Annotated in this window: 28 protein-coding genes; 23 read left to right on the plus strand and 5 right to left on the minus strand. The window is 71.5% G+C overall.

Annotation, left to right across the window (positions count from 1 at the left end; all coding sequences use genetic code 11):
* Positions 1 to 98: 98 nt before the first annotated feature.
* The 15 genes from ACPU2J_RS21635 to ACPU2J_RS21705 all read left to right on the plus strand — a co-directional run bounded on the left by ACPU2J_RS21635 (position 99) and on the right by ACPU2J_RS21705 (position 11,348).
* A complete protein-coding gene (locus tag ACPU2J_RS21635) occupies positions 99 to 986 on the plus strand; it encodes a hypothetical protein (protein WP_365069845.1) in 888 nt (295 codons plus the stop codon).
* A 48-nt stretch (positions 987 to 1,034) separates the two neighbouring features.
* Positions 1,035 to 1,736 carry a Flp pilus assembly protein CpaB gene (gene cpaB / locus ACPU2J_RS21640; RefSeq protein ID WP_420079771.1) on the plus strand — a complete coding sequence of 234 codons (702 nt, stop codon included), beginning with the start codon at positions 1,035 to 1,037 and terminating at the stop codon, positions 1,734 to 1,736.
* Between the two features lie 7 nt (positions 1,737 to 1,743).
* Positions 1,744 to 3,012 carry an AAA family ATPase gene (locus ACPU2J_RS21645; protein ID WP_365069841.1) on the plus strand — a complete coding sequence of 423 codons (1,269 nt, stop codon included), beginning with the start codon at positions 1,744 to 1,746 and terminating at the stop codon, positions 3,010 to 3,012.
* Positions 3,013 to 3,063: 51 nt separating this feature from the next.
* Positions 3,064 to 3,387: a TadE/TadG family type IV pilus assembly protein gene (locus tag ACPU2J_RS21650; RefSeq protein ID WP_399815226.1), complete on the plus strand. Its 324-nt coding sequence runs from the start codon at positions 3,064 to 3,066 to the stop codon at positions 3,385 to 3,387.
* Between the two features lies 1 nt (position 3,388).
* Positions 3,389 to 3,823: a TadE/TadG family type IV pilus assembly protein gene (locus tag ACPU2J_RS21655; RefSeq protein WP_423833839.1), complete on the plus strand. Its 435-nt coding sequence runs from the start codon at positions 3,389 to 3,391 to the stop codon at positions 3,821 to 3,823.
* On the plus strand, positions 3,820 to 5,169 hold the full coding sequence (locus ACPU2J_RS21660; RefSeq protein WP_361590662.1) for a CpaF family protein: 1,350 nt from the start codon (positions 3,820 to 3,822) through the stop codon (positions 5,167 to 5,169). The genes ACPU2J_RS21655 and ACPU2J_RS21660 overlap by 4 nt, the downstream gene beginning before the upstream one ends.
* Positions 5,166 to 6,104 carry a type II secretion system F family protein gene (locus tag ACPU2J_RS21665; protein WP_420079769.1) on the plus strand — a complete coding sequence of 313 codons (939 nt, stop codon included), beginning with the start codon at positions 5,166 to 5,168 and terminating at the stop codon, positions 6,102 to 6,104. The genes ACPU2J_RS21660 and ACPU2J_RS21665 overlap by 4 nt, the downstream gene beginning before the upstream one ends.
* 10 nt (positions 6,105 to 6,114) lie before the next feature.
* Positions 6,115 to 7,008, plus strand: coding sequence for a DUF5936 domain-containing protein (locus ACPU2J_RS21670; protein ID WP_389069138.1), 894 nt, complete (start codon positions 6,115 to 6,117; stop codon positions 7,006 to 7,008).
* Entirely contained in the window at positions 7,005 to 7,706 is a 702-nt protein-coding gene (locus ACPU2J_RS21675; RefSeq protein WP_420079767.1) for a response regulator, read from the plus strand. The genes ACPU2J_RS21670 and ACPU2J_RS21675 overlap by 4 nt, the downstream gene beginning before the upstream one ends.
* Positions 7,707 to 7,816: 110 nt before the next feature.
* Positions 7,817 to 8,029 (plus strand): hypothetical protein, encoded by a 213-nt coding sequence (locus ACPU2J_RS21680; protein WP_361590653.1) that lies wholly within the window; start codon positions 7,817 to 7,819, stop codon positions 8,027 to 8,029.
* A gap of 5 nt (positions 8,030 to 8,034) precedes the next feature.
* On the plus strand, positions 8,035 to 8,676 hold the full coding sequence (locus ACPU2J_RS21685) for a pilus assembly protein TadG-related protein (RefSeq protein WP_420079766.1): 642 nt from the start codon (positions 8,035 to 8,037) through the stop codon (positions 8,674 to 8,676).
* 30 nt (positions 8,677 to 8,706) lie between these two features.
* A complete protein-coding gene (locus tag ACPU2J_RS21690) occupies positions 8,707 to 9,294 on the plus strand; it encodes a hypothetical protein (RefSeq protein WP_423833840.1) in 588 nt (195 codons plus the stop codon).
* Positions 9,295 to 9,298: 4 nt separating this feature from the next.
* Positions 9,299 to 9,931, plus strand: coding sequence for an OmpA family protein (locus tag ACPU2J_RS21695; RefSeq protein WP_420079764.1), 633 nt, complete (start codon positions 9,299 to 9,301; stop codon positions 9,929 to 9,931).
* A gap of 34 nt (positions 9,932 to 9,965) precedes the next feature.
* Positions 9,966 to 10,430, plus strand: coding sequence for an SgcJ/EcaC family oxidoreductase (locus ACPU2J_RS21700; protein ID WP_420079763.1), 465 nt, complete (start codon positions 9,966 to 9,968; stop codon positions 10,428 to 10,430).
* A 108-nt stretch (positions 10,431 to 10,538) separates the two neighbouring features.
* Positions 10,539 to 11,348 (plus strand): alpha/beta fold hydrolase, encoded by an 810-nt coding sequence (locus tag ACPU2J_RS21705; protein ID WP_361590638.1) that lies wholly within the window; start codon positions 10,539 to 10,541, stop codon positions 11,346 to 11,348.
* Positions 11,349 to 11,390: 42 nt separating this feature from the next.
* On the opposite strand, the gene ACPU2J_RS21710 is transcribed toward ACPU2J_RS21705, so the two are convergent.
* Positions 11,391 to 11,969 (minus strand): TetR/AcrR family transcriptional regulator, encoded by a 579-nt coding sequence (locus ACPU2J_RS21710; protein WP_361590635.1) that lies wholly within the window; start codon positions 11,967 to 11,969, stop codon positions 11,391 to 11,393.
* Positions 11,970 to 12,091: 122 nt separating this feature from the next.
* On the opposite strand from ACPU2J_RS21710, the gene ACPU2J_RS21715 reads away from it, so the two are divergent.
* The 4 genes from ACPU2J_RS21715 to ACPU2J_RS21730 all read left to right on the plus strand — a co-directional run bounded on the left by ACPU2J_RS21715 (position 12,092) and on the right by ACPU2J_RS21730 (position 15,984).
* On the plus strand, positions 12,092 to 13,729 hold the full coding sequence (locus ACPU2J_RS21715) for an MDR family MFS transporter (RefSeq protein ID WP_423833841.1): 1,638 nt from the start codon (positions 12,092 to 12,094) through the stop codon (positions 13,727 to 13,729).
* 265 nt (positions 13,730 to 13,994) lie between these two features.
* On the plus strand, positions 13,995 to 14,807 hold the full coding sequence (locus ACPU2J_RS21720; protein WP_420079761.1) for a polysaccharide deacetylase family protein: 813 nt from the start codon (positions 13,995 to 13,997) through the stop codon (positions 14,805 to 14,807).
* Positions 14,808 to 14,921: 114 nt separating this feature from the next.
* Positions 14,922 to 15,251, plus strand: coding sequence for a nuclear transport factor 2 family protein (locus tag ACPU2J_RS21725; protein ID WP_361590627.1), 330 nt, complete (start codon positions 14,922 to 14,924; stop codon positions 15,249 to 15,251).
* A gap of 109 nt (positions 15,252 to 15,360) precedes the next feature.
* Positions 15,361 to 15,984 carry a hypothetical protein gene (locus tag ACPU2J_RS21730; protein ID WP_420079760.1) on the plus strand — a complete coding sequence of 208 codons (624 nt, stop codon included), beginning with the start codon at positions 15,361 to 15,363 and terminating at the stop codon, positions 15,982 to 15,984.
* A gap of 171 nt (positions 15,985 to 16,155) precedes the next feature.
* Here ACPU2J_RS21730 and ACPU2J_RS21735 read toward each other — a convergent pair whose 3' ends face one another.
* The 3 genes from ACPU2J_RS21735 to ACPU2J_RS21745 all read right to left on the minus strand — a co-directional run bounded on the left by ACPU2J_RS21735 (position 16,156) and on the right by ACPU2J_RS21745 (position 18,836).
* The gene (locus ACPU2J_RS21735) at positions 16,156 to 17,445 is read right to left on the minus strand and encodes an ABC transporter substrate-binding protein (protein ID WP_423833842.1); all 1,290 of its coding nucleotides are present in this window, start codon (positions 17,443 to 17,445) and stop codon (positions 16,156 to 16,158) included.
* Positions 17,446 to 17,736: 291 nt separating this feature from the next.
* On the minus strand, positions 17,737 to 18,354 hold the full coding sequence (locus ACPU2J_RS21740; RefSeq protein WP_365069822.1) for an SMI1/KNR4 family protein: 618 nt from the start codon (positions 18,352 to 18,354) through the stop codon (positions 17,737 to 17,739).
* A gap of 59 nt (positions 18,355 to 18,413) precedes the next feature.
* Positions 18,414 to 18,836 carry a DUF192 domain-containing protein gene (locus tag ACPU2J_RS21745; RefSeq protein WP_420079758.1) on the minus strand — a complete coding sequence of 141 codons (423 nt, stop codon included), beginning with the start codon at positions 18,834 to 18,836 and terminating at the stop codon, positions 18,414 to 18,416.
* Positions 18,837 to 18,871: 35 nt separating this feature from the next.
* On the opposite strand from ACPU2J_RS21745, the gene ACPU2J_RS21750 reads away from it, so the two are divergent.
* Entirely contained in the window at positions 18,872 to 19,621 is a 750-nt protein-coding gene (locus tag ACPU2J_RS21750; protein WP_420079757.1) for a prepilin peptidase, read from the plus strand.
* A 142-nt stretch (positions 19,622 to 19,763) separates the two neighbouring features.
* On the opposite strand, the gene mgrA is transcribed toward ACPU2J_RS21750, so the two are convergent.
* On the minus strand, positions 19,764 to 20,801 hold the full coding sequence (gene mgrA, locus ACPU2J_RS21755; protein ID WP_361590611.1) for an L-glyceraldehyde 3-phosphate reductase: 1,038 nt from the start codon (positions 20,799 to 20,801) through the stop codon (positions 19,764 to 19,766).
* 125 nt (positions 20,802 to 20,926) lie between these two features.
* Between mgrA and ACPU2J_RS21760 the strand changes: the two genes are divergently transcribed.
* The 3 genes from ACPU2J_RS21760 to ACPU2J_RS21770 all read left to right on the plus strand — a co-directional run bounded on the left by ACPU2J_RS21760 (position 20,927) and on the right by ACPU2J_RS21770 (position 24,467).
* Positions 20,927 to 21,688: an isoprenyl transferase gene (locus tag ACPU2J_RS21760; protein WP_389069119.1), complete on the plus strand. Its 762-nt coding sequence runs from the start codon at positions 20,927 to 20,929 to the stop codon at positions 21,686 to 21,688.
* A gap of 337 nt (positions 21,689 to 22,025) precedes the next feature.
* Positions 22,026 to 23,342 (plus strand): PhoH family protein, encoded by a 1,317-nt coding sequence (locus ACPU2J_RS21765; protein ID WP_389069118.1) that lies wholly within the window; start codon positions 22,026 to 22,028, stop codon positions 23,340 to 23,342.
* Between the two features lie 423 nt (positions 23,343 to 23,765).
* Complete coding sequence (locus tag ACPU2J_RS21770; RefSeq protein WP_361590606.1) at positions 23,766 to 24,467, plus strand: transglycosylase SLT domain-containing protein; 702 nt, start codon at positions 23,766 to 23,768, stop codon at positions 24,465 to 24,467.
* The last annotated feature ends 80 nt before the right edge of the window (positions 24,468 to 24,547 follow it).

Raw genomic sequence — 24,547 nt, forward strand, 5'->3', positions numbered from 1 at the left:
TCGCGCATGCGTGCGCGCTCGCCGGCGACTCCTCGCCGAGGGCCGGCCGGTGCCCGCGGGCGTCCGGGGCGCCGACGTGACCGTGGGGGAACGGGGGAATGCGCGTGCCGACCGCCATCGCTGTCACCAGCGCCGATCTGGTGCTTCCGGCCCCCGACCGGCACACGCCCGGGGCCGCCCTGCTGCACCCGCCCGACCAGCTCGACCTGGACTCCGCCCTCGCCGAGACGGCCGCCCTCCTGGAACGCCACGGCCACCTCGTGGCCCTCGTACCGCCGTGGCTCCCGCGCGCCACCGTACAGCGGCTGCACACCGTACGGGCCATCCTCGAAACCGACCGGATGGCGCTGCTCGGCATCGACCTCCCGCCGCTGGGAACGGCCCTGCTGGCCCGTCAGCTGCGCCAGCTCAGCGTCTGCGACTTCAGCCCCGGGGTCATCGCCTCCGCCGCCCGCCTGCTCTCCCACTACGTCTACGCGGGCGCCCTGCTCGGCTCGGTCGCCAAGCTCGACCGGGTCCGCGTCCCCGTCGGACTCGGCGCGCACGCCCGGTCCTGGTCGCCGGGCGCGCAGTTCTCCGTACTCGCCCACCCCACCCCGCACCTGGCCCGGCTCGGCTCCTCCGGAGGGGCCCACTCCGGGACGCAGGCCGTCCCGGCCGGACCCGGCTTCGCCACCCAGCTCACCTTCGCCCGCGGCCAGCTCGGCTCCGACTGGGTCACGGCCGAACTCGCCCCCGCCTGGCAGGTGCAGGGCGTCATGGAGAACCCGCTCCCGGCCGCCTCACCCGGCTGGTGGGGCACCCCCAAACTCGTCGAGTTCGCCGCCGGCATCCCCGACCTGTCCGTGCTCTACCAGCTCGTCGCCTCGGTGCGCCGCGAACGGTGCCACTGGTGCGGGCTCGAACTCATCGGTGACCGCTGCGGCTTCTGCGCCGCCCCGCTCACCGCCCCGCCGCCGACGAGCACCGCCCGCTCCAGACCCTGACCACTCGAACGCACGAATGAATGAAGAACGGCGAGGTAGGTAAGGCCCATGAACTCACGCCAGCGCCGCGGCGTCATCCTGCTGATCCTGTCGGTCCTGTGCGCACTGGGGGCCTTCGCCGGGGTCCTCGTGGTCATCGGTGACGTCAACTCCAAGGTGGGCTCCGAGGTCGTCGCCTACCGGGCCAAGGGCGACATAGCCCCGTACAGCCCCCTGGGCGCGGCGCAGTTCGAGGAGGTCAAGGTCCCCCGGCGGTGGCTGCCGGACACCGCCGTCACCGACCTCGGCACCCTCAAGGACAAGATCGTGCTCACCACCCTGAAGAAGGGCTCCCTGCTCCAGGCGGACATGGTCGTCGACCGGCCGCAGCTCCAGCCCGGCGAGCAGGAGATCGCCATCATGATCGACGCGGCGACCGGCGTGGCCGGGAAGATCACCTCCGGGGCCAAGGTCAACATCCTCGCCACCTTCAAGGGGGCCAAGGAGGGCGACCCCGCCCGCTCCGTGATCATCGTCGCCAACGCCCGCGTCCTCAACGTCGGCAAGCTCACCCCCCTCGACAAGAACAGCGAGAAGAAGGGCCCGGCCGAAGCCGTCCCCATCACCTTCGCCCTCGGCACCAGGGACACCCAGCGCGTCGCCTACGCCGAGTCCTTCGCGGAGCACGTACGCCTGGCCCTGGTGGCCCCCGGCACCGACTCCGCACCCGCCCCCGGCGACCGTACGTACACCCTCGACGGGGACAAGTGAGGCCCGGATGAGCACCCGAATCCTCCCCGCCTGCGGCGACCCGGACGCCGCACGCTCCCTCGCCACCCTCCTCGGCCAGCTCCCCTCCGCGGAGCCCGCCGCCACCGTCCACGACTCCACCACCCTGCTGGACACCCTCGCCCGGCTCGCCCTCGACTCCCTCGACGAACTGCCCGAGGTCGTCCTCGTCCACGAGCGGATCGGCCCGGTGCCCGCACTGGAACTCGTCCGGGAGGTCGCCCTGCGCTTCCCGGCGGTCGGCGTCGTCCTGCTCTCCTCCGACGCCGGACCCGGCCTCTTCTCCGCGGCGATGGACTCCGGCGCCCGCGGCCTGATCGGCCTCCCGCTCTCCTACGACGAACTCGCCGCCCGGGTCCAGGCCGCCGCCCAGTGGTCCGCCGGCGTCCGCCGCCACCTCGGGGGCGCCCACGCCGACACCCCCGCCGGACCCGGCGGGCGGGTGGTCACCGTCACCGGGGCCAAGGGCGGCGTGGGCACCACCTTCACCGCCGTACAGTTCGCCCTCGCCGCGGCCGCCTCCGGGCGGCGCACGGCGCTCGTCGACCTGGACCTCCAGGCCGGAGACGTCGGCTCCTACCTCGACGTGCAGTTCCGGCGCTCCATCGCCGACCTCGCCGGGATCCAGGACATCTCCTCCCGGGTCCTCCAGGACGCCGTCTACGAGGACAGCAGCGGTCTCGCACTGCTGCTGGCCCCCGCCGACGGCGAACGCGGCGAGGAGGTCGACGAACGCGCCGCCCGGCACATCGTCGGAGCCCTGCGCAGCCGCTACGAACTCGTCGTCGTCGACTGCGGCACCCAGGTCACCGGCGCCAACGCCACCGCGGTGGAGGCCGCCGACGTGGCGGTCCTCGTCACCACCCCCGACGTCGTCGCCGTCCGCGCCGCCAAACGCATGGTCCGCATGTGGGAGCGGCTCCAGGTACGCAAGGCCGAGGACACCACCATGGTCGTCAACCGCTGGAGCAAGCACACCGAGATCCAGCCCGCCCTGATCGAGAAGATCACCAAGACCCGCGCCACGCGCACCCCCGTACCCGCCGCCTTCAAGGAGCTCCAGGCCGTCGTCGACGCCGGCCGGGTCCAGGACCTCGACAACCGCTCCACCGTCAAACAGGCCCTGTGGACCCTCGCCGGCGAACTCGGCCTGCTCGCCGTCCCGGACACCGCGACCGCCCCGGCCGGCCCGGGCGGCGCCCTCACCCTGCGCGCCGCGGGCACCGTCTCCCGCCTGCGCCGCGGCCGGGAGGGCTGACCCGTGCCGCCGCGGAGAAGGGCGGGCGCCCCGGACCGGGACCGGGGCCAGGTGGCGATCGAGTTCGTCGGCACGGTGCCGCTGATCCTGCTCCTCGTCGCGGCGGTGTGGGAGTGCGTCCTCATCGGCTACGCCTTCTCCCTGGCCGGCAACGCGGCCGACGAGGCGGCGCGGGCCGCGGCCGTCGGCCGGTCCTGCGAGGAAGCCGCGGGCCGGCACGTCGGCAGCGCCTGGAACATGACCGTCACCTGCTCGGAGACGGGCGGCATCGTCACCGCCAGGGTCAGCCTCAACCTCCCGATCCTGCACCCCGGCCTCGGCATCGGCGTCCCCATCGAGGGCGAGGCCGGCTCCCCGAAGGAAGAGGAGGACTGACATGGAGCGCCCCATCCGCCTCAGCGGTGCCCTCCGCGCCTTACCGGACCGCGCCTTCCGTGACGGCCGCCCTCACGAGCGTGACCGCGGCCAGGCGGCCCTGGAGTACCTCGGCTTCCTCCCCTTCCTGCTCCTCGTCGCCCTGGCCGGCATCCAGCTCGGCTGGGCCGGGTACGTCGTCCAGCAGGCGGAGACCGCCGCCCGCACGGCCGCCCGCGTCGAGGCCCGCGAGCCCGGCGCCGGAGCGGCGGCCGGCCGCGCCGCCATCAAGGAGAGCCTGCGCTCCGGCGCCGAGATCGACGTCAGCACCTACGGCGGCGCGGTGACGGCCACCGTGCGGCTGTCCATCCGCTCCATCGTGCCCGGCGTCGGCGACGGCTCGGCCCTGCGCAGCGCCACCATGCCCGAAGACGACCCCGAGGGGCCCCGACCATGAGCCTGCGTTCCCGGGTCAACACCCCCGACGACCGCCACAGCCCCCGCGAGGACGGCCGGCTGGTCTCCTCCTACCGCGCCAAGCTGCTGGAGGAGATCGACCTCGCCGAGATGTCCGCGCTCGCGCCCGCCGAACGCCGGGCGCGCCTGGAACGCGTACTCGGCCACATCATCAGCCGCGAGGGCCCCGTCCTCTCCACCGCCGAACGCTCCCAGCTCATCCGCCGGGTCGTCGACGAGGCCCTCGGACTCGGCGTGCTCGAACCGCTCCTGGAGGACGCCTCCATCTCCGAGATCATGGTCAACGGCCCCGACCAGATCTTCGTCGAGCGCGCCGGCCGCGTCGAGCAGCTCCCGCTGCGTTTCGCCTCGCACGAGCAGCTCATGCAGACCATCGAGCGCATCGTCTCCACCGTCAACCGGCGCGTCGACGAGGCCAACCCGATGGTGGACGCCCGCCTGCCCAGCGGCGAACGCGTCAACGTGATCATCCCGCCGCTGTCCCTGACCGGCGCCACCCTCACCATCCGGCGCTTCCCGCGGGCCTTCACCCTGCACGAGATGATCTCCCTCGGCTCCCTCGACGAGCAGATGCTCCTGCTGCTGTCCGGACTCGTCGCCGCGAAGACCAACGTGATCGTCTCCGGGGCCACCGGCACCGGCAAGACCACCCTCCTCAACGCGCTCTCCGGCCTGATCCCGGAGGGCGAGCGCATCATCACCATCGAGGACTCCGCCGAGCTCCAGCTCCAGCAGGCCCACGTCATCCGCCTGGAGTCCCGCCCGCCCAACGTCGAGGGCAAGGGCCAGATCACCATCCGCGACCTCGTGCGCAACTCCCTGCGCATGCGCCCCGACCGCATCATCGTCGGCGAGGTCCGCGGCGGCGAGACCCTCGACATGCTCCAGGCCATGTCCACCGGCCACGACGGCTCCCTGGCCACCGTCCACGCCAACAGCTCCGCCGACGCGCTGATGCGGCTGCAGACCCTCGCGTCCATGTCGGAGGTCGAGATCCCCTTCGAAGCCCTCCAGGACCAGATCAACAGCGCGGTCGACGTCATCGTCCAGCTGACCCGCTTCGGCGACGGCTCCCGCCGCATCACCGAGATCTCCGTACTCGACTCCCACGGCCGCGACCCCTTCCGGATCACCACCGTCTGCCGGTTCGCCGCCCAGCCCCTGGCCGGCGACGGCCGCGTCCACGGCCGCTTCGAGTACCACCCGCTGCCGCGCCGCCTCGCCGAACGCCTCTACATGAGCAACCAGCCCGTCCCGCCGGCCTTCGGCATCGCCCTGCCGGACGACCCGCTCACCACCCCGCACATCACACGGACCGCCCTGTGAACCCACTCGTCCTCCTCACCCTCGGCATCACGCTGCTCGCGTGCGTGCTCGCCGTCGTCGGCCTCCACGCGTACGCCGCCGGCCGCGCCCAGCGGGCCGCCCTCATCGAGCGCCTCTCGGCCAGCGGAGTCCCCGGCCCGCCGGGCCGCGCCCGCCGCTTCCGCACCATCGACCGGCGGCTGCGTCGGACCGCCCTGGGCCGCCGCATCGAGACCAAGCTCGCCGTCACCGGACTCGACCTGACGGTGGGCGAGTTCTTCGTCGCCATGTGCGCGGCCGTCGCCGGACTGTGGATGGTCGCGGCCTCCTTCCTGGCACCCTTCTTCGGGCCCGTGGCCGGGCTCATCGGCCTGTGGGCGGCCAACGCCTTCCTCAACTGGCAGCGCGCCCGCCGCACCGAACGGTTCGTCAACCAGCTCCCCGACCTCGCCCGCATCCTCGCCAACGCCACCCAGGCCGGACTGGCCCTGCGCACCGCCATCGGGATGGCGGCCGAGGAGCTGGACGCCCCCGCGGGCGAGGAGCTGGCCCGGGTCGCCGACCGGCTCGCCGTCGGCCACTCCATCGAGGAGGCCCTGGGCGAGATCGCCGAACGCCTCCCCTCGCGGGAACTCGTCGTGCTCGTCTCCACACTCGTCCTGTCCGCCCGCGCCGGCGGCGCCATCGTCGACAGCCTGCGCAACCTGACCGTCACGCTGGAACAGCGCAAGGAGACCCGGCGCGAGATCCGCACCCAGCTCTCCCAGGTCACCGTGACCGCCTACCTGGTACCGGTCATGGGCGTCGGCTCGCTGCTCCTCGTGGACACCCTGATGCCCGGCGCCCTGGACCGCATGACCGGATCCGTCATCGGCCAGAGCGCCGTCCTCGTCGCCCTCGGGCTCTTCGCGGTCGGCTTCGTCCTCATCCGCCGCCTGTCCAAGATCGATGTCTGAGGGGGACGGAATGATCGCCCTGCTCCTGGCACTGGCCGTGGCCCTCGCCGTCCTCGGCGCCTTCCACGGCATCCGCCTCTACCGCGCCGACGTCAAACTCCCCAGCGACCTCGCCCTCGCCCTCGAAGTCGGCTCCACCCGCACCACCGCCGTCGGCTCCGTCGTCGACCGCGCCGGCATCCGCTACGCCCCGCTCGTCCTGCGCCTGATGGGCCCCGACCGGGTGGCGCGCAAACGCCGCCAGATCGACACCGCCGGCAACCCGTCCGGCCTCACCATCGACCGCTACGCGGCCCGCCGCGCCGTCTACGCCTTCCTCGGCGGCCTCGGCGCCTTCGCGATGCTGGTCAACGGGCAGCTCGTGCTGTCCCTGCTCATGGTGGCCTTCGGCTTCTTCTGGATCGAGGTGGGCCTCTGGTCCGCCATCCGCATCCGCCGCGACCACATCGAACGCACCCTGCCCGACTTCCTCGACGTCCTCGCCGTCGTGGTGAGCGCCGGACTCGGCTTCCGGCCGGCACTGGAGCGGGTGGCCGACAAGTACCAGGGCCCGTGGTCGGACGAGATCCGCATCACCCTCCAGCAGATGGCCATGGGCGTCAGCCGCCGCCAGGCCTTCGACGAGCTGCGCCGGCGCAACGACAGCGAGCAGGTCGCCCAGTTCGTGACCGCCCTCCAGCAGGGCGAGGAGCTCGGTTCGCCGATCGTGGAGACCCTGATCGCCATCGCGGAGGACATGCGGCGCACGGACGCCCAGAACGCCCGGCGCCGGGCCGCACGGGCCGTCCCCCGGGCGACGCTCGCCGTCACCATGTTCATGCTGCCGGGCACGATGATCCTGCTCATCGGCGGGTTCGTGTACGGGGCGGACGTCGACTTCGGCACGATGTTCGGGGTCGGATGATGGCGCCCGCACCGGGCCTGCGCGTCCTGATCGCCGACGGCGACCCCGTCGTCCGGGCGGGCCTTGCCGCCCTGCTGGGCGCCGCCCCGGACATCGAGGTGGCGGCCGCCGCCGCGGACGGCGGCGCGGCCCTCCATCTGACCCGGCTGCACACCCCCGACGTGATCCTGCTGGACGTGCGCATGCCGGGCGTGGACGGCATGTCCGCCCTGCCGCACCTCGTACAGCTGGCGCCCGTACTGATGCTGACGTACAGCCAGGAGACGCAGATCGTCCGCGAGGCCCTGCTGCTGGGCGCGGGCGGCTACCTGGTCCATGGCGAATTCACGCCGGAACAGCTGGTCGCGGCCGTGCGCGACGTACGGGTCGGGCGGGCGCACTTCAGCCCGACGGCGGCCAGCGCGGTCCTCGCGGAGCTGAGGGCCTCTTCGCAGCCGCAAGGGAATGTGGCACAGTCGTCTGAGCATCACCGTCTCAACCGCATTGCATTCGGGCTGAGTTCGCGTGAGGAGGAGGTCATGGACCTCATCGCGTCCGGGATGAGCAACCAGCAGATCGCCGCCACCTGCTTCATCAGTGAGAAGACGGTAAAGAACCACATCAACCGGATCTTCGCGAAGCTCCGGAGTGCGACGCGCAGCGAGGCGATGGCCCGATGGCTGGGAACCGCCCGTCCAGGGGTGACGGGACATGGGTAGACGGAGTGCGCAGTGGGTCCGTATTTGGGCCCCGGGACCCTTTGCAACTGCTGGTGCCTCGCCGTACCGTCCGCGAATCGACAACGGCGCCGGCCCTGGAGGGGACCCCGATGCGGAATCTCAAGCTGCTCAAGTCGATCGTCGAACGACAGAACCGGGCACGAGCGGCGGGCCGGGGCGGGGACGAGGGCCAGACGGTCTTCGAGTACCTGGGGATCATCGTCATCATCGTGCTGATCATCGGCGCGATCGTGGGGTCGGGACTGGCCGCGGCCATCGCCAACGCCATCACACAGGCCCTGGCGGACATCACCGCCAACTGACGGGTGTGGCAGGGGCACGGGACCGAGGGCAGGCCTTCCCGATCTACGTGGTCGTGGTGACGGGCCTGCTCTTCGCCGCGCTCGCCTTCGTCGTCATCGGCATGGGCGGGGCCAAACGCAGCGACGCTCAGGGCGCGGCGGACGCGGCCGCTCTGGCCGCCGCCCAGGAGGCGCGGGACAACGTGTTCGTGGGCCTGGACCTTCCCGGCCTCGCGCGGGGCGACTGGGAGAGGATCCTCCGGGGCGATCGCCTGGACACGGAGGGCGCCTGTGGGAAGGGGCTCGCCTTCGCTGCCATGAACGACGCCCAGGCGACCTGCGAGGAGGACCTCCCCGAGTTCCGGGTCTCCGTGGTCACGAACGGCACCGTCGGGGACTCGGTGATCCCGGGCACCGAAGCGGTGCACGCCAATGCCAGGGCGACCGCCGTGATCGAACCGCGCTGCACGCTCACATCGATGCCCGCCCCGTCGCCCACCCCCTCGGCCTCGGCCACGTCCTCTCCCTCGGCGTCCTCCGGTACGGGAATGCCTGCGTCCATCGGCATCCGGTGCAAGGGTGGTGTCGTACTCACGCTCGACCCCAAGAAGCCGGGGTCGTTGACCAAGCTGGCGAGGAAACTCTTCAGCGTGCGGCTGGCCGACTGACCACGAATGAGAGACAAGGAAGCGTCGTACATGAGCATTCGGCAGATGGCGAAGGTCCGCGGGGGAGCGGCCGTTGCGGTTGCGGCGGCGATGACCCTCGTGTTGGCCGGGTGTGGCGGCGGCGACGAGAAGTCGAAGGATTCGCAGAAGCCGTCGGCTTCTCAGGCACAGGGCAGCGCCTCGCAGAAGCCGGCTGCTCCTTCCGGCGGCAACGCCAAGCCCGTCGAGGTGATCGCGACATCGCAGGGTCCGTCGGGCATCGTGATGGAGATCAATGCGGCCACACGTGACGAGGATGGCTATCTCACGGTAAACGGCCAGATCAAGAACACGGGTTCCACACCGTTCGCGCAGACGGCTACGTGGCGTGGTGACGAGAAGTCGGCGAGTCCGGCTTCGGTGGCCGGTGCCACCGTGGTCGACAACGCGGGCAAGAAGCGGTACTACGTCCTGAGGGACACCGAGGGCAGGTGCGCGTGCACTACCGGTCTCACAGTGATCAAGGCCGGCGAATCCGTCCCCTTCTTCGCCCAGTTCCCCGCACCCCCCACCAGCACCACCGAGGTCGTCTTCGGCCTGCCCACCTTTGCCGCGACCCCCATCAAAATCTCCGGGTGACGCCATGACCACACGCCATCGCACCACCGCAGCCGCGGCCGTCGCCGGTCTCGTCATGGCCGGCGTCCAGTTCGGCGGGGCCGTCAGCGCCCACGCCGACGACGTCACGCCCTCCGTCCCGCCCGGGACGGAGGCCTCCGCCGCCGCTCCCGTACCCGTCAAGCAGGACTCCCCCCGCCTCAAGCTCCCGCAGGGCGGCACCCTCGCGCCCCCCAAGGTGCTGGACCTGGTCGAGGTGGTCGAGGACATCGGCGGTGAGCAGCGCCGTCAGGAGACCAACCAGACCGTGATGATGGCGCTGCAGTCCGAGGTGCTCTTCCCCGAGGACAGCGCGGTGTTCAACGCGCAGGCCGCCGCCCGGATCCAGGCCATCGGCAACGAGATCAACCAGTCGAAGGCGACCCGCATCCGGGTGTTCGGCTTCACCGACGACCAGGGCAGCTACGAGCACGGCAAGGAGCTGTCGAAGAAGCGCGCCGACGCCGTGCACGCGGAGCTGGCCAAGACGGTGACGAACCCGAGCGTCGTGTTCGACGTGCGCGGATACAGCGAGGACTATCCGATCGCGGACAACAGCACCGAGGAGGGCCGCAAGAAGAACCGCCGAGTCGAGATCACCTTCCCCCGCGGCTCTTGACCTCGACCGAGCTTGAGGTAGCACCGTGGTCCGCATGACCACCACAGAACCCGCCACCACCACGCACTCCGCCACCACCACGCACTCCGCCGACGGCGACGCCGACTCCGCCCGCACCGCGGACCTCGCCGCCATCGAACGCGTCGTCGCAGTCGTCGAGCACTCCCAGCGGCACAAGGACCCCGAGGAGTTCCTCGCGCTCTTCCACTCGGACGCCGTCTGGACGACGGCCCACGGCAAGGTGCTCATCGGCCTGGACGCGATCGCCGCGTTCACCCGGAAGGTGCTGCCCGCCGCCGAGTGGGACGGCGAGGTCACCTACGAGGTGGTCCACACGCTGTTCGTCCGGCCCGACGTCGCCGCGGTGAAGGTGCGCCAGCGCTACGTGTCCCCGGGATCGGAGAGCGAGGGCGCCCCGCTGTACGTGATGGCGCGGCAGGACGACGGCCGCTGGCTCCTGACCGCCTGCCAGAACACCGGCGTCGTCGCCGACCACTGATCCACCGCCCGGCCGCCGGGCGGATGATCAAGGTCGTAGGGTGGGGGCCGTACGGACGCGGCGGGGTACGGGGCACGGGGGCGGGGGAGCGGGATGGCGCGGGCTCGGGTGAACGGGGTCGATCTCTTCCACGAGATCCGGGGTGAGGGCGAGCCCCTCGTCCTGGTGCACGGCTCCTGGACCGACCACACGGCCTGGCAGGCCGTCCTGCCCCGGCTCGCCGCCGACCACCGGGTGCTCGTGTACGACCGGCGCGGCCACAGCCTGAGCGAACGTCCCCCGGGCCGGGGCACCCGGGTGCAGGACGAGGACGATCTCGCCGCGCTCGTCGAGATGATCGGCGCCCCGGTGCACGTGGCCGCGAGTTCCTTCGGCGCGTCGGTAGCGCTGGGCCTGGCCGCCCGCCGCCCCGAGCTCTTCCTCAGCCTCGCCGCGCACGAACCGCCGCTGAACGCCGTCGTCGCGGGCGACGACCCCGGGCTCGACCGGGTGATGCGGGAGGCGCAGGCGCGCGTGGACGGAGTCCTCGCGGACGTGCGGGCGGGCGACGAGGAGGGCGGTGCGCGCCGGTTCGTCGAGGAGATCGTCTTCGGGCCGGGCGCATGGGAGAGGATGCCCGATGCGGTCCGCGCCACGTTCACCGCCAACGCGCCGACCGCCGCCGACGAGCAGGACGACCCGGACTGGGACCGCGTGGACCTCGCCGCGCTCGCCGGCTACACCGGCCCGCTGCTGCTGACCCGGGGGACCGAGAGCGCGCCGTGGTTCGCCGCGATCGCCGACCGGCTCGCGCGGGCGCTCGGCCGGGAGCGGGCGGTGGTCCTCGAGGGCGAGGGGCACGTGCCGCACCTGAGCGGCCCGGCCCGCTACGCCGAGGGCCTCGCCGCGTTCGTCGCGTCCGCGACGCGCTCCCGCTGACGGAGCGCACGGCCAGGGCCCGGAATCCGGGGCCGGGGTGACCTACGACTCCTCGTGGGCCTGGGTGATGAGGTCCGTGGCGACCTCCAGGGCGGCCAGCCGGGTCTCCTCCGGGTCGCCCTCCACGTGCTGGAGGAACATCATCCCGGCGTGCAGCGTGAACAGCGCGCTGACGCAGCGGACCTGGTCGGTCAGCGGGCCGTCGTCCGTGCGCAGCAGCTCCACCAGGCGGTACAGCCGCTTCTTGACGGTCTCCCCGATGCTGAGCTCGCGCGTCGTCGCCTGGTTCTCCTGCATGAAGCGGTACAGGGCGGCGCCGGCGGCCATCGCCTCGCTGTAGCGGCGCAGCACCTCGCGCTTGGTCTCCAGGGTGCGGGGCTGCTGCTCGGCCCACTTGATCAGCTCGTCGATGGGACGCGTCACGTCCTCGAAGAGGCTGATGATGATGTCTTCCTTGGTCTTGAAGTGGTAGTAGAGCGCCGCCTTCGTGACGTCCAGTCGTTCCGCGATCTCGCGCAGTGACGTCTTCTCGTACCCCTGCTCGACGAAGAGCTCCAGTGCGACGTCCTGGATGCGCTGGCGCGTGTCGCCACGGCGCCGCTGCGGACTGCTGCTGGACATGACTCTCCTCGGATGCTTGCTTGACGCCCGGCAAGTTACGGGTCTACCGTCCCAGTGTAGTGAACTAGCCGGGCGGCAAGTAAGTGCCGGTACGGAAGGCGTACCAGGGGAGTGGACAGGACATGGTGGACACAGTCAAGCCTGCGGGGACCTCGTCGGAGGTGAAGCCACGCAGCGTGCGGGTCGTCCTCATGGCGCTCATGATCGCGATGCTGCTGGCGATGCTCGACAACATGATCATCGGCACGGCCATGCCCACCATCGTCGGTGAACTCGGCGGCCTGGAGCACCTGTCCTGGGTGGTCACCGCCTACACCCTGGCCACGGCCGCCTCCACGCCCATCTGGGGCAAGGTCGGCGACATGTACGGCCGCAAGGGCGCCTTCCTCACCTCGATCGTCATCTTCCTGATCGGCTCCGCCCTCAGCGGCATGGCCCAGGACATGGGCCAGCTCATCGGCTTCCGTGCGGTCCAGGGCCTCGGTGCCGGCGGTCTGATGGTCGGCGTCATGGCGATCATCGGCGACCTGATCCCGCCCCGCGAACGCGGCAAGTACCAGGGCATGATGGCCGGCGTGATGGCCCTCGCCATGATCGGCGGCCCCCTCGTCGGCGGCACCATCACCGACCACATGGGCTGGCGCTGGTCCTTCTACATCAACCTGCCCCTCGGCGCCGTGGCCCTCGCCATGGTCACCGCGGTGCTCCACCTGCCCAAGCAGGCCGAACGGCAGCGCCCGAAGATCGACTACCTCGGCGCGGCGCTGCTGACCGTCGCCATCACCTCCACCGTGCTCGTCACCACCTGGGGCGGCACCGAGTACGCCTGGGGCTCCGCCGAGATCATCGCCCTGATCGCGACGGGCGTGCTGTCGACCGCCGCGTTCCTCTACGTGGAGACCAGGGCGGCCGAGCCGGTCATGCCGCTGCACATCTTCCGCAGCCGCAACTTCACCCTGATGTCCGTCATCGGATTCCTCGTCGGCTTCGCGATGTTCGGCGGCGTGCTCTACCTCCCGCTGTTCCAGCAGTCGGTCCAGGGCGCCTCCGCCACCAACTCGGGCCTGCTGCTCCTGCCCATGCTGCTCTCGATGATGCTCGTCTCGCTCATCGCCGGACGCGTCACCACCAGCAGCGGCAAGTACAAGGTCTTCCCGATCGTCGGCGGCGCCCTGATGGTCGTCGGCATGTTCCTGCTCGCCACGATGGACACCGGCACCACCCGCCTGGTGTCCGGGCTCTACATGGCGGTGCTCGGCGCGGGCCTCGGCTTCCTGATGCAGATCACCATGCTGGTCGCGCAGAACAGCGTCGACATGAAGGACATGGGCGTCGCGTCCTCCTCGGCCACCCTCTTCCGCACCCTCGGCGGCTCCTTCGGCGTGGCCCTGATGGGCTCCCTCTTCACCTCCCGCGTCACGGACACCATGTCCGAGCGCCTGGGCCCGGAAGCTGCCGGCGCCGCGGGCTCCGCCCAGTTGGACGCGGCGAGCCTGGCCAAGCTCCCGGAGGCCGTGCGCGAGGCGTACCAGCACGCGGTGGCCGCCGGTACGCACTCGGCGTTCCTGCTCGGCGCGGCCGTGGCCGTACTGGGCTTCCTGGCGGCCTGGTTCGTCAAGGAGGTCCCGCTCCGGGGCGCCGGTCCGGCGCCCGCCGAGACGAGCACCGACGCCGCCGACGCGGCCGACGACTCCGCGGACGGGGCGCCGTCCGTCGGCAGGCCGGCGGCCCCCACGGCGCAGCAGCCCGTCACGCACTGACCCGTCGCGCACCGGCCCTCCGTACCAAGGCCCGGCCTCGGCAGACCACATCGGTCCGCCGGGGCCGGGCCTTCGTGCGCGACGGGTCGTCACGGCCGAGGCAGGGGCGACGGCCCGGACCGCAAGGGCAAAAGTCCCTTCGGTCCCAACAGGGCGGAGAATCCCATGCGTTGGCTTTGGGGGTTATTTGACTGGAACTTCTGTGCGGTTTTGGGCGTCTTGATCCACAGAGGCGCTCGTACGGCGGATGGGGAGTGGACGGTTCATGGGTTTCTCGGCGCGCGCGCACAAGAAGGGCCTCAGGGCGGGAGCGGCCGTCGTGGCCTCGGCCGTCGCCGTGGCGGCGACGGTGTGGGGGGTGGCCGTCCTCGCGGAGCCGGGCGGGGCGGCCGCGGACCGGCAGGTCCCCGGTGCGCACGGCGCCGGCGAGGGGGACCGGGGGCGCGCGCCCCGGGCGATACCCGAGGGCATCGCCCACGCCTCGGAGGACGGCGCGGACGCGGTCAACATCACCATCGACGACGGTCCCGACCCCCGCTGGACGCCCCGGGTCCTGGACGTGCTGGCACGGCACGGCGCCAAGGCCGTCTTCTGCATGGTCGGCCCGCAGGCCGAGGCCCACCCGGATCTGGTCCGCGCGGTGGTCGCGGCCGGACACCGGCTCTGCGACCACACCATGGACCACGACACCGCCATGGACCGCAAGCCGGTCCCCTACCAGGAGCGGCAGATCCTGGACGCGAAGAGGCTCATCGAGGCGGCCTCCGGCGGCGCCGAGGTCGCGTACTACCGGGCCCCCGGCGGGGCCTTCACCCCCGACAGCCGGCGCATCGCCGCGGCGCACGGCATGCGCCCGCTGGGCTGGAACGTCGACACCAAGGACTTCGAGAAGCCGGGCGTGGCCGCCATCGTCGACGCCGTCGAGCGCGGCACGCGCAACGGCCCGACCGTCCTCCTCCACGACGGCGGGGGCAACCGCTCCCAGACGGTCGAGGCCCTCGACCGGGTGCTGGACCGGCTGGAGGAGCAGGGCCGGCCGACGGGCTTCCCGGTCCGCACCGCCCCCGGCGCCCCGTGAACCGCCCCGCCCGGACACGCCGTCCGCCGCTCGAACGGGTGAGGGTCGACGACGGGGCGCCGTGCGCGTAGTTCCCTGGTCGGGCACGAACACACGCCCGACCAGGAGGCTCCCGTGGCCATCGCCCCCGGCAAACTGTCCGACCCCGTCGTCGGCGCCCTCGTCGCCGCCGTCAACGCGCACGACAGGGACGCCTTCCTGGCGCTGCTGACCGCCGACGCGACCATGTCCGACGACGGCTCCGACCGCGACCTCCACGACTGGGTCGACCGTGAGATCTTCGACTCCCGGGGGCACATGGACGTGGTGTCCGAGTCCGACGGCGGCCGCGCCCTGGTCGTCGACTACCGCAACGACACCTGGGGCGAGATGCGCACCGCGTGGCGTTTCACCATCGCCCCGGGCGGCGGCCGGATCAGCCGTTTCGAGACCGGCCAGGCCTGAGCCGCGCGAGGGCGGCCCCGCCGCGGCCGGGCCGCCCCCGCCGCTCCCGTACGGGTGAAAGGGCGGGCGGCGTCGTTCCGGCACGCCGCGGGCCCCCGTTGGGCCGGGCATGAAGCGCACCCGCACCGCCGCTCTCGCCCTCGCCGCCGCGGCCCTCGCCCCCGTCCTCGGCCAGCCGGCCACCGCCGCCGGGGGGACGTACCTCCAGGACCCGGCCGGCGGCGAGAAGACCATGAAGTCGATGTGGACCGCCGACGACATGCACAAGGTGGAGGGGCAGTTCCGCTTCCACCCCGGCGTGCAGTACGACAAGGTCACCCGCCCGGGCCACCCGGCCGCCCCGGACGTCGAGCGGAAGTCCGGCGACCCCGAGACGCTGCGGTGGCTGCCGTCGTACGAGTTCGCCTGGTCGGTCTCGGACTCGACCGTGCTGAAGAGGGCGGTGACGGTCAAGGAGGGTACGCACCCGATCGTCGTGCACGCCGTCCTGCGCAAGGGCGGCAGCGGCGGTGCGAAGGTCGCGGAGGTCCGCCGGGAGCTGGAGGGCAAGGCCGCGACGGGGCGGGAGAAGGTCGCCGGGGACAAGCGGATCGCCTGCGACACCGGCGAGTACACGGTGGAGTGGTCGGTGACGCGCACCGGCTACGGCACGCTCACGGGCTCGCTGCCCTGGAACTCCGACTGCGGTCAGTACCGGACGGCGTTCTCGTCGCAGCACGGCCGGCAGGGCTGACGCCGGGAGGGCCGACGCGGCAGGGGGCCCGTCGGGGGCCGGTCGCCCCGCGCACCTCGTGAGTGCTCGGCGGGCGACGGGGCCGTGGCCTTGGATCAAGTGCCGTCGGGCCCATGGTGCCGCACGGGGTGGTCTGCGGCCCGGGTCGAAGGTCCCGTGTCGGCGGGGACTTCAGCGCTGCTTCCTGGCGGCCTGGCCCGCCTGGGAGGCGATGTCCTCCAGGACGGCCTTGGGGTCGCCGGCCGGTTCGACGGCCCGTCCGATGTTGCGCTTGATGGTGTCGCTGACGGTCACCCAGGACGGGTCGTTGACCGGGTAGAGCTGGGCGCCGCGCAGCGCGTTCAGGAACTGCTGGTCGTTCTTGTCCAGCCCGCCGCCGGCCGGGGTGCGCGAAGCGGTGACCGTCGACGGCAGCAGGTGGTAGCGGTTGGCGAACTCCGACAGGTTCTTGTCCTGGTAGACGAAGTCCAGGAACTTGCCGATCTCGGCGCGCCGGCCGTTCTGCCGGAAGGCCATCATCCAGTCGGCCACGCCGACGGCGGGCGGGGTCTCCCCGGTGCCGAGGTCGTCCGAGACGGGCATGGAGACGGTCCCGACCTCGATCCCCTTGGCGCGGGCCTCGTGGGCGAGCGACGGGTAGCCGTTGAGCATGCCGACGTCGCCCTGGAGGAACGCGGCGAAGGCGTCCGCGCGGTTGGTCCGGGACGGCGCGGTCGGGCCGGTGAACCCGGTGTCGACCATGTTCTCCTTGACCCACCGCCAGGTCTCGATGTTCTGCTCGGAGGCCAGGTTGTAGTTGCCGCTGCTGTCGGCGTAGCCGCCGCCGTTGCTCAGCTCCCAGATCATGGCCTCGGCGTGCGCCTCCTCGGGGCCCAGGGGCAGGGCGAACGGGTACTTCACGCCCTTGTCCTTGAGGGCCTTGGAGGCCGCCTTCAGCTCGGACCAGGTCTTGGGCGGCGTCTTGACGCCCGCCTTGTCGAGGAGGCCCTTGTTGTAGAACATCAGGCGGCTGCTCGCGACGAAAGGCAGGCCGTAGAGGGTGCTGCCGACCGAACCGGCATCGGCGAGCGGCTGGAGGAAATTCGCCTCCGCGGTGATCGACAGGAGTTCGTCCGCGGGATAGAGCTCGCCCCGTGCGGCGAAGTCCGAGTAGGAACCCATGAGCGCGACGTCGGGGGCCTTGCCGGCCTTCACCATGCGCGTGACCTCGCTGTCGATGTCGGCCCACGGCAGGAGGGTGACCTCGACCTTGATTCCCGGATTCTGCTCGCTGAAATCGGCCGCCAGCTTCTCCCAGTAGGGATTGGAACTGGTGGCCGCGCTGTCGCCGTATTCGGCGGCGACCAGCCGCAGCGTGCCCTCGCCACCTGGGCCGTCATCGGAGCCGCCACATCCGGCCAGAGGTATGAGCAGACCGAGCACGACCGTGGTGGAGGTCGCGCCGAAGATATTTCGTTGCACGGGTGTATTCCCCTGAAATTCTTTTGGATCCCGTTGTTACTTATGAGTTGCTCCGGGCAGAGGTGTCCCTCGATGGCCCGTTGGCCGGAATTCTCTCCCGAGGGGGGTCGGGTTCGTTCCACGGGGGCGCCACTTGTGGGCAATGCTCCAAAGGGCGCTTTTCCGCATTGTGTTTTCCGATGTGCGACGGAAATGTGGACGCGCGTAGATTCGCCGGCATGCCGAAAAGCCCGTTCCGGTCGGGGAACGGGCTTCGGTCGGGTCGGTCGGGTCGGTCGCGCGTGCCGGGGGTCAGTCGGCGAATTCGCCGGCGTACGGGTCGGGCTCGCCCGTCTCGGGATTGCGGCCCTCCTGCCAGCGGCGCTGGGCCTTGCGCCAGTGCACGAAGCTGAGGTGGCCGCCGTCCCAGAAGGTGATGCCGACGGGGCTCACGTCGAACTCGTCGGAGCAGAGCCGGTGGAGGAACTCGGCCATGCCGTACGGGTACACGGCGAAGGAGTCGGCGGTGTGCCGGCCGCACACCAGGACGGGCCACCGGTCGGGGTCGGGGTCGGAGGTGAGCCAGCACAGGATGTCCGCGCCGCCCGTGACCCCCCAGGCGATGATCGACTCGGGGTCCACGTCGAAGGCGGCCCGGCCGCCCTCCGCCTCCCAAGCCTGGCGGGCGTTGTCGGTCTCCTCCGCCATCCCGGCCGGGTCCCACTGGAGACCGGGCTTGGGCAGCGGCAGCAGGATGCTCGCCTCGCCGTTGATGGAGCCCGCGCCGAACCGCCCCATGAAGGCGACGAAGTCGGCCGGGAACCGGGTCCCCCAGAACGCCTCCGCCGCGGGCCAGTCGATGTCCTCGTCGGCGCCGTGGGTCGCGGGCATGATCTGCTCCAGCGCCTTGATCCGCGCGTTCTCCGTCATGCCGCTCCCCAGTTGCCCCAGCTCAGCCGCCCCAACCTACTGCGGGGACACGGCAACTCCTAGCCGCCGGTGAGACGCCCGGAAAGGTCCACTTCCACCACGGCCCCCGCCGCCAGCCCCCAGCCCGCCATGGACCCGGCCGCCGCCTCCAGGACGTGCCGGGCGCGCGGCCTCGGCAGGCCGATCCGGCCCGGGCGCATCGTGACCACCGAGAGCACCCGCAGGCCGCGGTCCAGGTGGGCCACGTCGATCGCGAAGCGCATGCCGAAGGTGTGCACGCTCGCGGCCGGGGTCAGCAGCATCGCCCCGGCGATGCCGTCCCGTCCGAGCAGTCCGCGCGTCCGCGCACGGTACGAGGCGGCGATCTCCAGCGGGACCTCGCACGGGACCTCGCGCGCGACCTCGCACGGGACCTCCCGCGGGGTCACCCCCGGGTCCGCGCCGATCCGCAGCACCGCGGGACCGTCATGCCAGTGGGCCATGGCGGCCACCCTAGGGGACGCCCTACGGTCGCCGGATGGGTCTGCTCGTGATCGTCCTCGCCGCCGGGTACGGCGCGGCCGCCGGGATGCTGCTGCCGCGCGCCGCCTACCGGCTGTCCGTCGAGCCGGGGAACGCCTGGCGCGCACACTGCCCGGACGGGCACGTGCTGCGCGGCTGGCTGGGCCCGGCCCGCTGTCGGCCGCCCGGTGCACCGCCGCCCGGTGCGCCGCCCGCCCACGGCTACGGGAGGCGGGCCGCGGCCACGGCCGTCCTCACCGCCGGGGTCTGCGCCCTGCTGGGGGCCGGTGTCGGGGCCCGGCCCGAGGTCGTGGCGTACGCGGGGCTCGCGCCGCTCCTGGTCCTGCTCGCCCTCGTCGACCGGGACGTGCACCGGCTGCCGGACGTGCTGACCCTGCCGCTCGCCGCCGGCGTCGCGGCCCTGCTCGGCGCGGCCGCGCTGCTGCCGGGTGCGGCCGGGTCCTGGCTGCTCGCCCTGCTCGGCGGGGGAGCTCTGGGAGCGGCGTACTCCGTACTCCACCTGATCAACCCCGCCGGGATGGGGCGCGGCGACGTCAAGCTGGCGCTCTCCCTGGGGGTCGCTCTTGGGTGGTACGGGTGGGGGGTATGGGTGGCCGGGGCCTACCTCGGCCTCGTCTACGGCGCCCTGTACGGCCTCGCGACGGTTCTGCTGAGGTCCGGGGGCATGCGCCAGGGCTTCGCCTTCGGCCCCTTCATGGCGGCCGGAGCCCTCACCGGAGTGCTGCTGGGTGGTTTCGGAGCGTAATCATGGTGCGCCGATGCACGCATCATGCTTTACGAAGGGTTATGGTGGAACCCCCCCCTCGGGCCGGTCCGTATCCCCCCCACGGACCGGCCCGTTTTTCATTTCCCCGCCCCTCGGACCGGCTCCGCGGTAAACGCGCAGGTCAGCCGCGCTGCGCCCAGATGTTGGTGCCGGGCGTCGACACGGCGAAGGAGTCGATCTCCTTCAACTCGGCCTCGGACAGCGGCGCTCCGGCCAGAGCGGCCACGTTCTGCTCCAGCTGCCGGACGCTCGAGGCACCGATCAGGGCGGAGGTCATCCGCTCGTCGCGCAGGACCCAGGAGAGCGCCAGCTGGGCGAGGGACTGGCCGCGCCGGGCGGCGATCTCGTTCAGTCCGACGAGCCGCCGGAGCACGTCGTCCGAGAGCAGGTCCGGGTTGAGGGACTTGCCCTGGGCGGCGCGCGAGTCGGCCGGGATGCCCTTGAGGTACTTGTCGGTCAGCAGGCCCTGCGCGAGCGGGGCGAAGGAGATGCAGCCCATGCCGGCGTCCTCCAGGGCGTCCAGCAGCCCGTCCTCCTCCGTCCAGCGGTTGATCATGGAGTACGAGGGCTGGTGGATCAGCGGGCGCACGCCCATCCCGCGCAGGATCCGGACGGCCTCCACGGTCTGCTCCGCCGTGTAGGAGGAGACGCCCACGTACAGCGCCTTGCCCTGCTGGACCGCGGACGCGAGCGCGCCCATGGTCTCCTCCAGCGGGGTCTGCGGGTCGAAGCGGTGGGAGTAGAAGATGTCGACGTAGTCCACGCCCATCCGCTTCAGCGAGGCGTCGAGCGAGCCGAGCAGGTACTTGCGGCTGCCCCACTCACCGTAGGGGCCCGGGTGCATCAGGTAGCCGGCCTTGGTCGAGAGGACGAGCTCCTCCCGGTGGGACGCGAAGTCCTGCGCGAAGATCTTGCCGAAATTCAGCTCGGCGGATCCCGGGGGCGGCCCGTAGTTGTTCGCGAGGTCGAAGTGGGTGACGCCGAGGTCGAAGGCGCGGCGCAGGATCGCCCGCTGGGATTCCAGCGTCCTGTCGTCACCGAAGTTGTGCCAGAGGCCGAGGGAGATGGCGGGAAGCTTGAGGCCGCTGTGGCCGGTGCGGCGGTACTCCATGGAGTCGTACCGCGAGGGCTCCGCCCGATAGGGATTGGTATCAGTCACGTTGTCCTCCCTATCACGGAGTTGTGACAGACCGAGTTGGGTACCCGATCCCGGCGCGCAGTAATGTGGCGCTCTCGGGGGACCGCAATTCGCACGGGGGCAAGGCACGGAGGGGCTGGAAGATCGTGAAGCTGCGCGACCTGGTGTACAGGCTCTATGCACGCCGGGTGGAGGGCCGCATCGACCACGACGCGGCGCCCAAGCACATCGGCGTGATCCTGGACGGCAACCGCCGCTGGGCCAAGGCGTCCGGAGGGACGACCGAGCAGGGCCACCAGGCCGGAGCCGACAAGATCTCCGAGATGCTCGGCTGGTGCACCGAGACCGACGTCGAGGTCGTCACCCTGTGGATGCTCTCCACGGACAACCTGGACCGGCCCGAGGTCGAGCTCCGCCCCCTGCTCAACATCATCGAGAACACCGTGCGGGGCCTCGCCGCGGACGGCCGCTGGCGCGTCCACCACGTGGGCAACCTCGACATCCTTCCCACCGGCACGCAGACGGTCCTCAAGGAGGCCGAGCAGGCCACCCACGACGTCGACGGGATACTCGTCAACGTCGCCGTCGGCTACGGCGGCCGCCAGGAGATCGCCGACGCGGTCCGCTCGCTGCTGCTGGAGCACGCCCAGAAGGGCACCTCCTTCGAGGAGCTCGCCGAGATCCTCGACATCGACCACATCGCGGAGCACCTCTACACCCGCGGCCAGCCCGACCCGGACCTGGTGATCCGCACCAGCGGCGAGCAGCGGCTGTCCGGCTTCATGCTCTGGCAGAGCGCGCACTCCGAGTACTACTTCTGCGAGGTCTTCTGGCCGGCCTTCCGCAAGGTCGACTTCCTGCGGGCGCTGCGCGACTACGCCGCCCGCCACCGGCGCTACGGCACCTGATCCCTCCTCGGTCACTCCCGTGTGGCCGGAAGGACACCCCACCGGCCCCGCGCCACCCTCCCCTCGAAGCCTTCACCAGGGGTTCACCGAGCGTCCGTCATATGCCATGGCATGTCCTGGCCTGATCGGGGAATATCCCTTTCAGGTCGATGCCCGATCCACGGGTGTCGAGTCTCAGCGGACGGCATGGGGCCGTCCGCCCGGGAGGCCCTTTGCACCAGGACGCACGTGCGGTTCGCACGGACGCAGTGGAGGGCCGGAAATCGGCCCTGGCATGGGTGCCGATGACCGGTCCGGTCTTCATGGCCCGACCTCTTCCGAGGGGGTACGTCCTTCCGTGGTGACCAGCACAAAGCGCCGCCTGTCAGACAGGCGGACCTACGTCCTCGACACCAGCGTCCTGCTGGCAGACCCCAACGCGATCTCCCGCTTCGACGAGCACGAGGTCGTGCTCCCGATCGTGGTGATCACCGAGCTGGAGGCCAAGCGGCACCATCCCGAACTCGGCTACTTCGCGCGCCAGGCCCTCCGCCTGCTCGACGACTTCCGGGTTCGCAACGGCCGCCTCGACGCCCCCATCCCGCTGGGCGATCTGGGCGGCACCCTGCGCGTCGAGCTCAACCACTCCGACCCGGGCGTCCTGCCCGCCGGCTTCCGACTGGGGGACAACGACTCGCGGATCCTCGCGGTCGCGCGCAACCTCCAGGCCGAGGGCTACGACGTCACGGTGGTCTCGAAGGATCTCCCGCTGCGCATCAAGGCCTCCTCCGTGGGGCTGATCGCCGAGGAGTACCGGGCCGAGCTCGCCATCACCGATGCCGGCTGGACCGGCATGAGCGAGGTCGCCCTCTCCGGCGAGCAGGTGGACCTCCTCTACTCGGAGGAGCGGATCCACGTCCCCGAGACCGCCGAACTGCCCGTGCACACCGGACTGGTCCTGCAGTCCGAGCGCGGCAAGGCGCTCGGCCGGGTCACGGCGGACGGCGACGTCCGGCTCGTACGGGGCGACCGGGAGGCCTTCGGCCTGCACGGGCGCAGCGCCGAGCAGCGCATCGCGCTGGACCTGCTGCTCGACCCCGAGATCGGGATCATCTCGATGGGCGGCCGGGCGGGCACCGGCAAGTCCGCCCTGGCGCTCTGCGCGGGCCTGGAGGCCGTGCTGGAGCGCAGGCAGCACCAGAAGGTGATGGTCTTCCGGCCGCTGTACGCCGTGGGCGGGCAGGACCTGGGCTACCTGCCCGGGGACGCCTCCGAGAAGATGAGCCCCTGGGCGCAGGCGGTCTTCGACACGCTCTCGTCGGTCGCCGGGCGCGAGGTCATCGAGGAGGTCCTGAACCGCGGGATGCTGGAGGTCCTGCCGCTCACGCACATCCGGGGCCGTTCGCTGCACGACGCCTTCGTGATCGTGGACGAGGCGCAGTCGCTGGAACGGAACGTCCTGCTGACGGTCCTGTCCCGGATCGGCGCGAACTCCCGGGTGGTCCTGACCCACGACGTCGCCCAGCGGGACAACCTCAGGGTCGGGCGGTACGACGGAGTGGTCGCCGTGGTCGAGAAGCTGAAGGGGCATCCGCTCTTCGCGCACATCACGCTGACGCGTTCCGAGCGCTCCCCGATCGCCGCGCTGGTCACGGAGATGCTGGAGACCCTCTGACCCGGAGGGCGACACAAACGGTCAAAAACCTCATAGCGGGAAGGTGAGTTGACGCCGCCCGGCAAAGGCCCGAGAGCCTAGCCGGGCGGCGTCGCGCTGCACAGCCCTTTCGCCAAATCGGCGGCGACAGGCCAGGTGTGACCTTTCACACGCAACGGAGAATTGCCTTGCGGCGTCGAGGTCCGGCAGAGTCTGGTTTCCGTCAGGCCCCGCATACGGCACTCCTGTATCTCCCGTGAGGTACGCGCAGCACCACAACTCCAGAACCGATGGCCGTATGTCGCCCGGAGATTCACGCGGCAGCCCCCGCAGGGGAGTTGCCCACGGGCCCGCGCCTCCAGTGACCGTAGAACCACGGAGGCCAGTGTCGAGGGCACTCTTGCGCCCGCGCGGTCACTGCGGACGCTGCTGGAAGGACACCGTGTGAGCCGGATCTCGGTCCGGGGGTTCGCAGTGGCTTCGGCCACCGCGGTCACCACCGTCGGCGCAGTCGTGGGCGTTGCCACCGGCGACCCCACGAACGATCTCGAAACGACCGCGTCCGGCGCGACTCTCCTCGCCGACATCCCGGTCGGCGACCAGGCGCAGGTGCAGAGCGCCTCCCTGACGCAGCAGGCCGACGCGATCACCCACGCCGCCGAGACCGACGCCAAGCGCTCGGCCGAGGAGGCCGCCCGCGTCCAGGCCGCCGAGGACGCCAAGTCCAAGAAGGCGGAGGCCGAGAAGGAGAAGGCCGACGCCGAGGCCAAGGCGAAGAAGGAGCGCGAGGAGAAGGAGCAGGCCGCCAGCCGGTCCGCCCGCGACTCCGGCGACTTCCCGGTCCAGGCGTCCTACACGGTCGCCCAGGTCAAGGCCATCGCCCAGCAGATGGTCCCGGCGAGCCAGTTCCAGTGCTTCTCGAAGATCATCAACCAGGAATCCACCTGGAACTACCTGGCCGTCAACAAGTCCTCGGGCGCGTACGGCCTGGTCCAGGCGCTCCCCGGTTCGAAGATGGCTTCGGCCGGTGCCGACTGGCGCACCAACCCGGCCACGCAGATCAAGTGGGGCCTCAACTACATGGAGGACCGCTACGGCAGCCCCTGCGCCGCGTGGACCTTCCACCAGGCCAACGGCTGGTACTGACGGGCCCGCCGCGCCACGCGCGGCACCCCTGCCCGGCTCCGGGAAGCCCCGCACCGTTCGACGGTGCGGGGCTTCCCGCG

The sequence above is a fragment of the Streptomyces manipurensis genome (assembly GCF_049570255.1).
Lineage (GTDB): Bacteria > Actinomycetota > Actinomycetes > Streptomycetales > Streptomycetaceae > Streptomyces > Streptomyces manipurensis.

Coding starts and splice junctions, on each gene's coding strand:
- ACPU2J_RS21730 (WP_420079760.1), top strand. CDS start 15,361: ATGAAGCGCACCCGCACCGCCGCTCTCGCCCTCGCCGCCGCGGCCCTC.
- ACPU2J_RS21715 (WP_423833841.1), top strand. CDS start 12,092: ATGGTGGACACAGTCAAGCCTGCGGGGACCTCGTCGGAGGTGAAGCCA.
- ACPU2J_RS21680 (WP_361590653.1), top strand. CDS start 7,817: ATGCGGAATCTCAAGCTGCTCAAGTCGATCGTCGAACGACAGAACCGG.
- ACPU2J_RS21695 (WP_420079764.1), top strand. CDS start 9,299: ATGACCACACGCCATCGCACCACCGCAGCCGCGGCCGTCGCCGGTCTC.
- ACPU2J_RS21710 (WP_361590635.1), bottom strand. CDS start 11,969: ATGTCCAGCAGCAGTCCGCAGCGGCGCCGTGGCGACACGCGCCAGCGC.
- ACPU2J_RS21720 (WP_420079761.1), top strand. CDS start 13,995: ATGGGTTTCTCGGCGCGCGCGCACAAGAAGGGCCTCAGGGCGGGAGCG.
- ACPU2J_RS21690 (WP_423833840.1), top strand. CDS start 8,707: ATGAGCATTCGGCAGATGGCGAAGGTCCGCGGGGGAGCGGCCGTTGCG.
- ACPU2J_RS21675 (WP_420079767.1), top strand. CDS start 7,005: ATGATGGCGCCCGCACCGGGCCTGCGCGTCCTGATCGCCGACGGCGAC.
- cpaB (WP_420079771.1), top strand. CDS start 1,035: ATGAACTCACGCCAGCGCCGCGGCGTCATCCTGCTGATCCTGTCGGTC.
- ACPU2J_RS21745 (WP_420079758.1), bottom strand. CDS start 18,836: ATGGCCCACTGGCATGACGGTCCCGCGGTGCTGCGGATCGGCGCGGAC.
- ACPU2J_RS21700 (WP_420079763.1), top strand. CDS start 9,966: ATGACCACCACAGAACCCGCCACCACCACGCACTCCGCCACCACCACG.
- ACPU2J_RS21655 (WP_423833839.1), top strand. CDS start 3,389: ATGGAGCGCCCCATCCGCCTCAGCGGTGCCCTCCGCGCCTTACCGGAC.
- ACPU2J_RS21635 (WP_365069845.1), top strand. CDS start 99: ATGCGCGTGCCGACCGCCATCGCTGTCACCAGCGCCGATCTGGTGCTT.
- ACPU2J_RS21670 (WP_389069138.1), top strand. CDS start 6,115: ATGATCGCCCTGCTCCTGGCACTGGCCGTGGCCCTCGCCGTCCTCGGC.
- ACPU2J_RS21740 (WP_365069822.1), bottom strand. CDS start 18,354: ATGACGGAGAACGCGCGGATCAAGGCGCTGGAGCAGATCATGCCCGCG.
- ACPU2J_RS21660 (WP_361590662.1), top strand. CDS start 3,820: ATGAGCCTGCGTTCCCGGGTCAACACCCCCGACGACCGCCACAGCCCC.
- ACPU2J_RS21750 (WP_420079757.1), top strand. CDS start 18,872: ATGGGTCTGCTCGTGATCGTCCTCGCCGCCGGGTACGGCGCGGCCGCC.
- ACPU2J_RS21645 (WP_365069841.1), top strand. CDS start 1,744: ATGAGCACCCGAATCCTCCCCGCCTGCGGCGACCCGGACGCCGCACGC.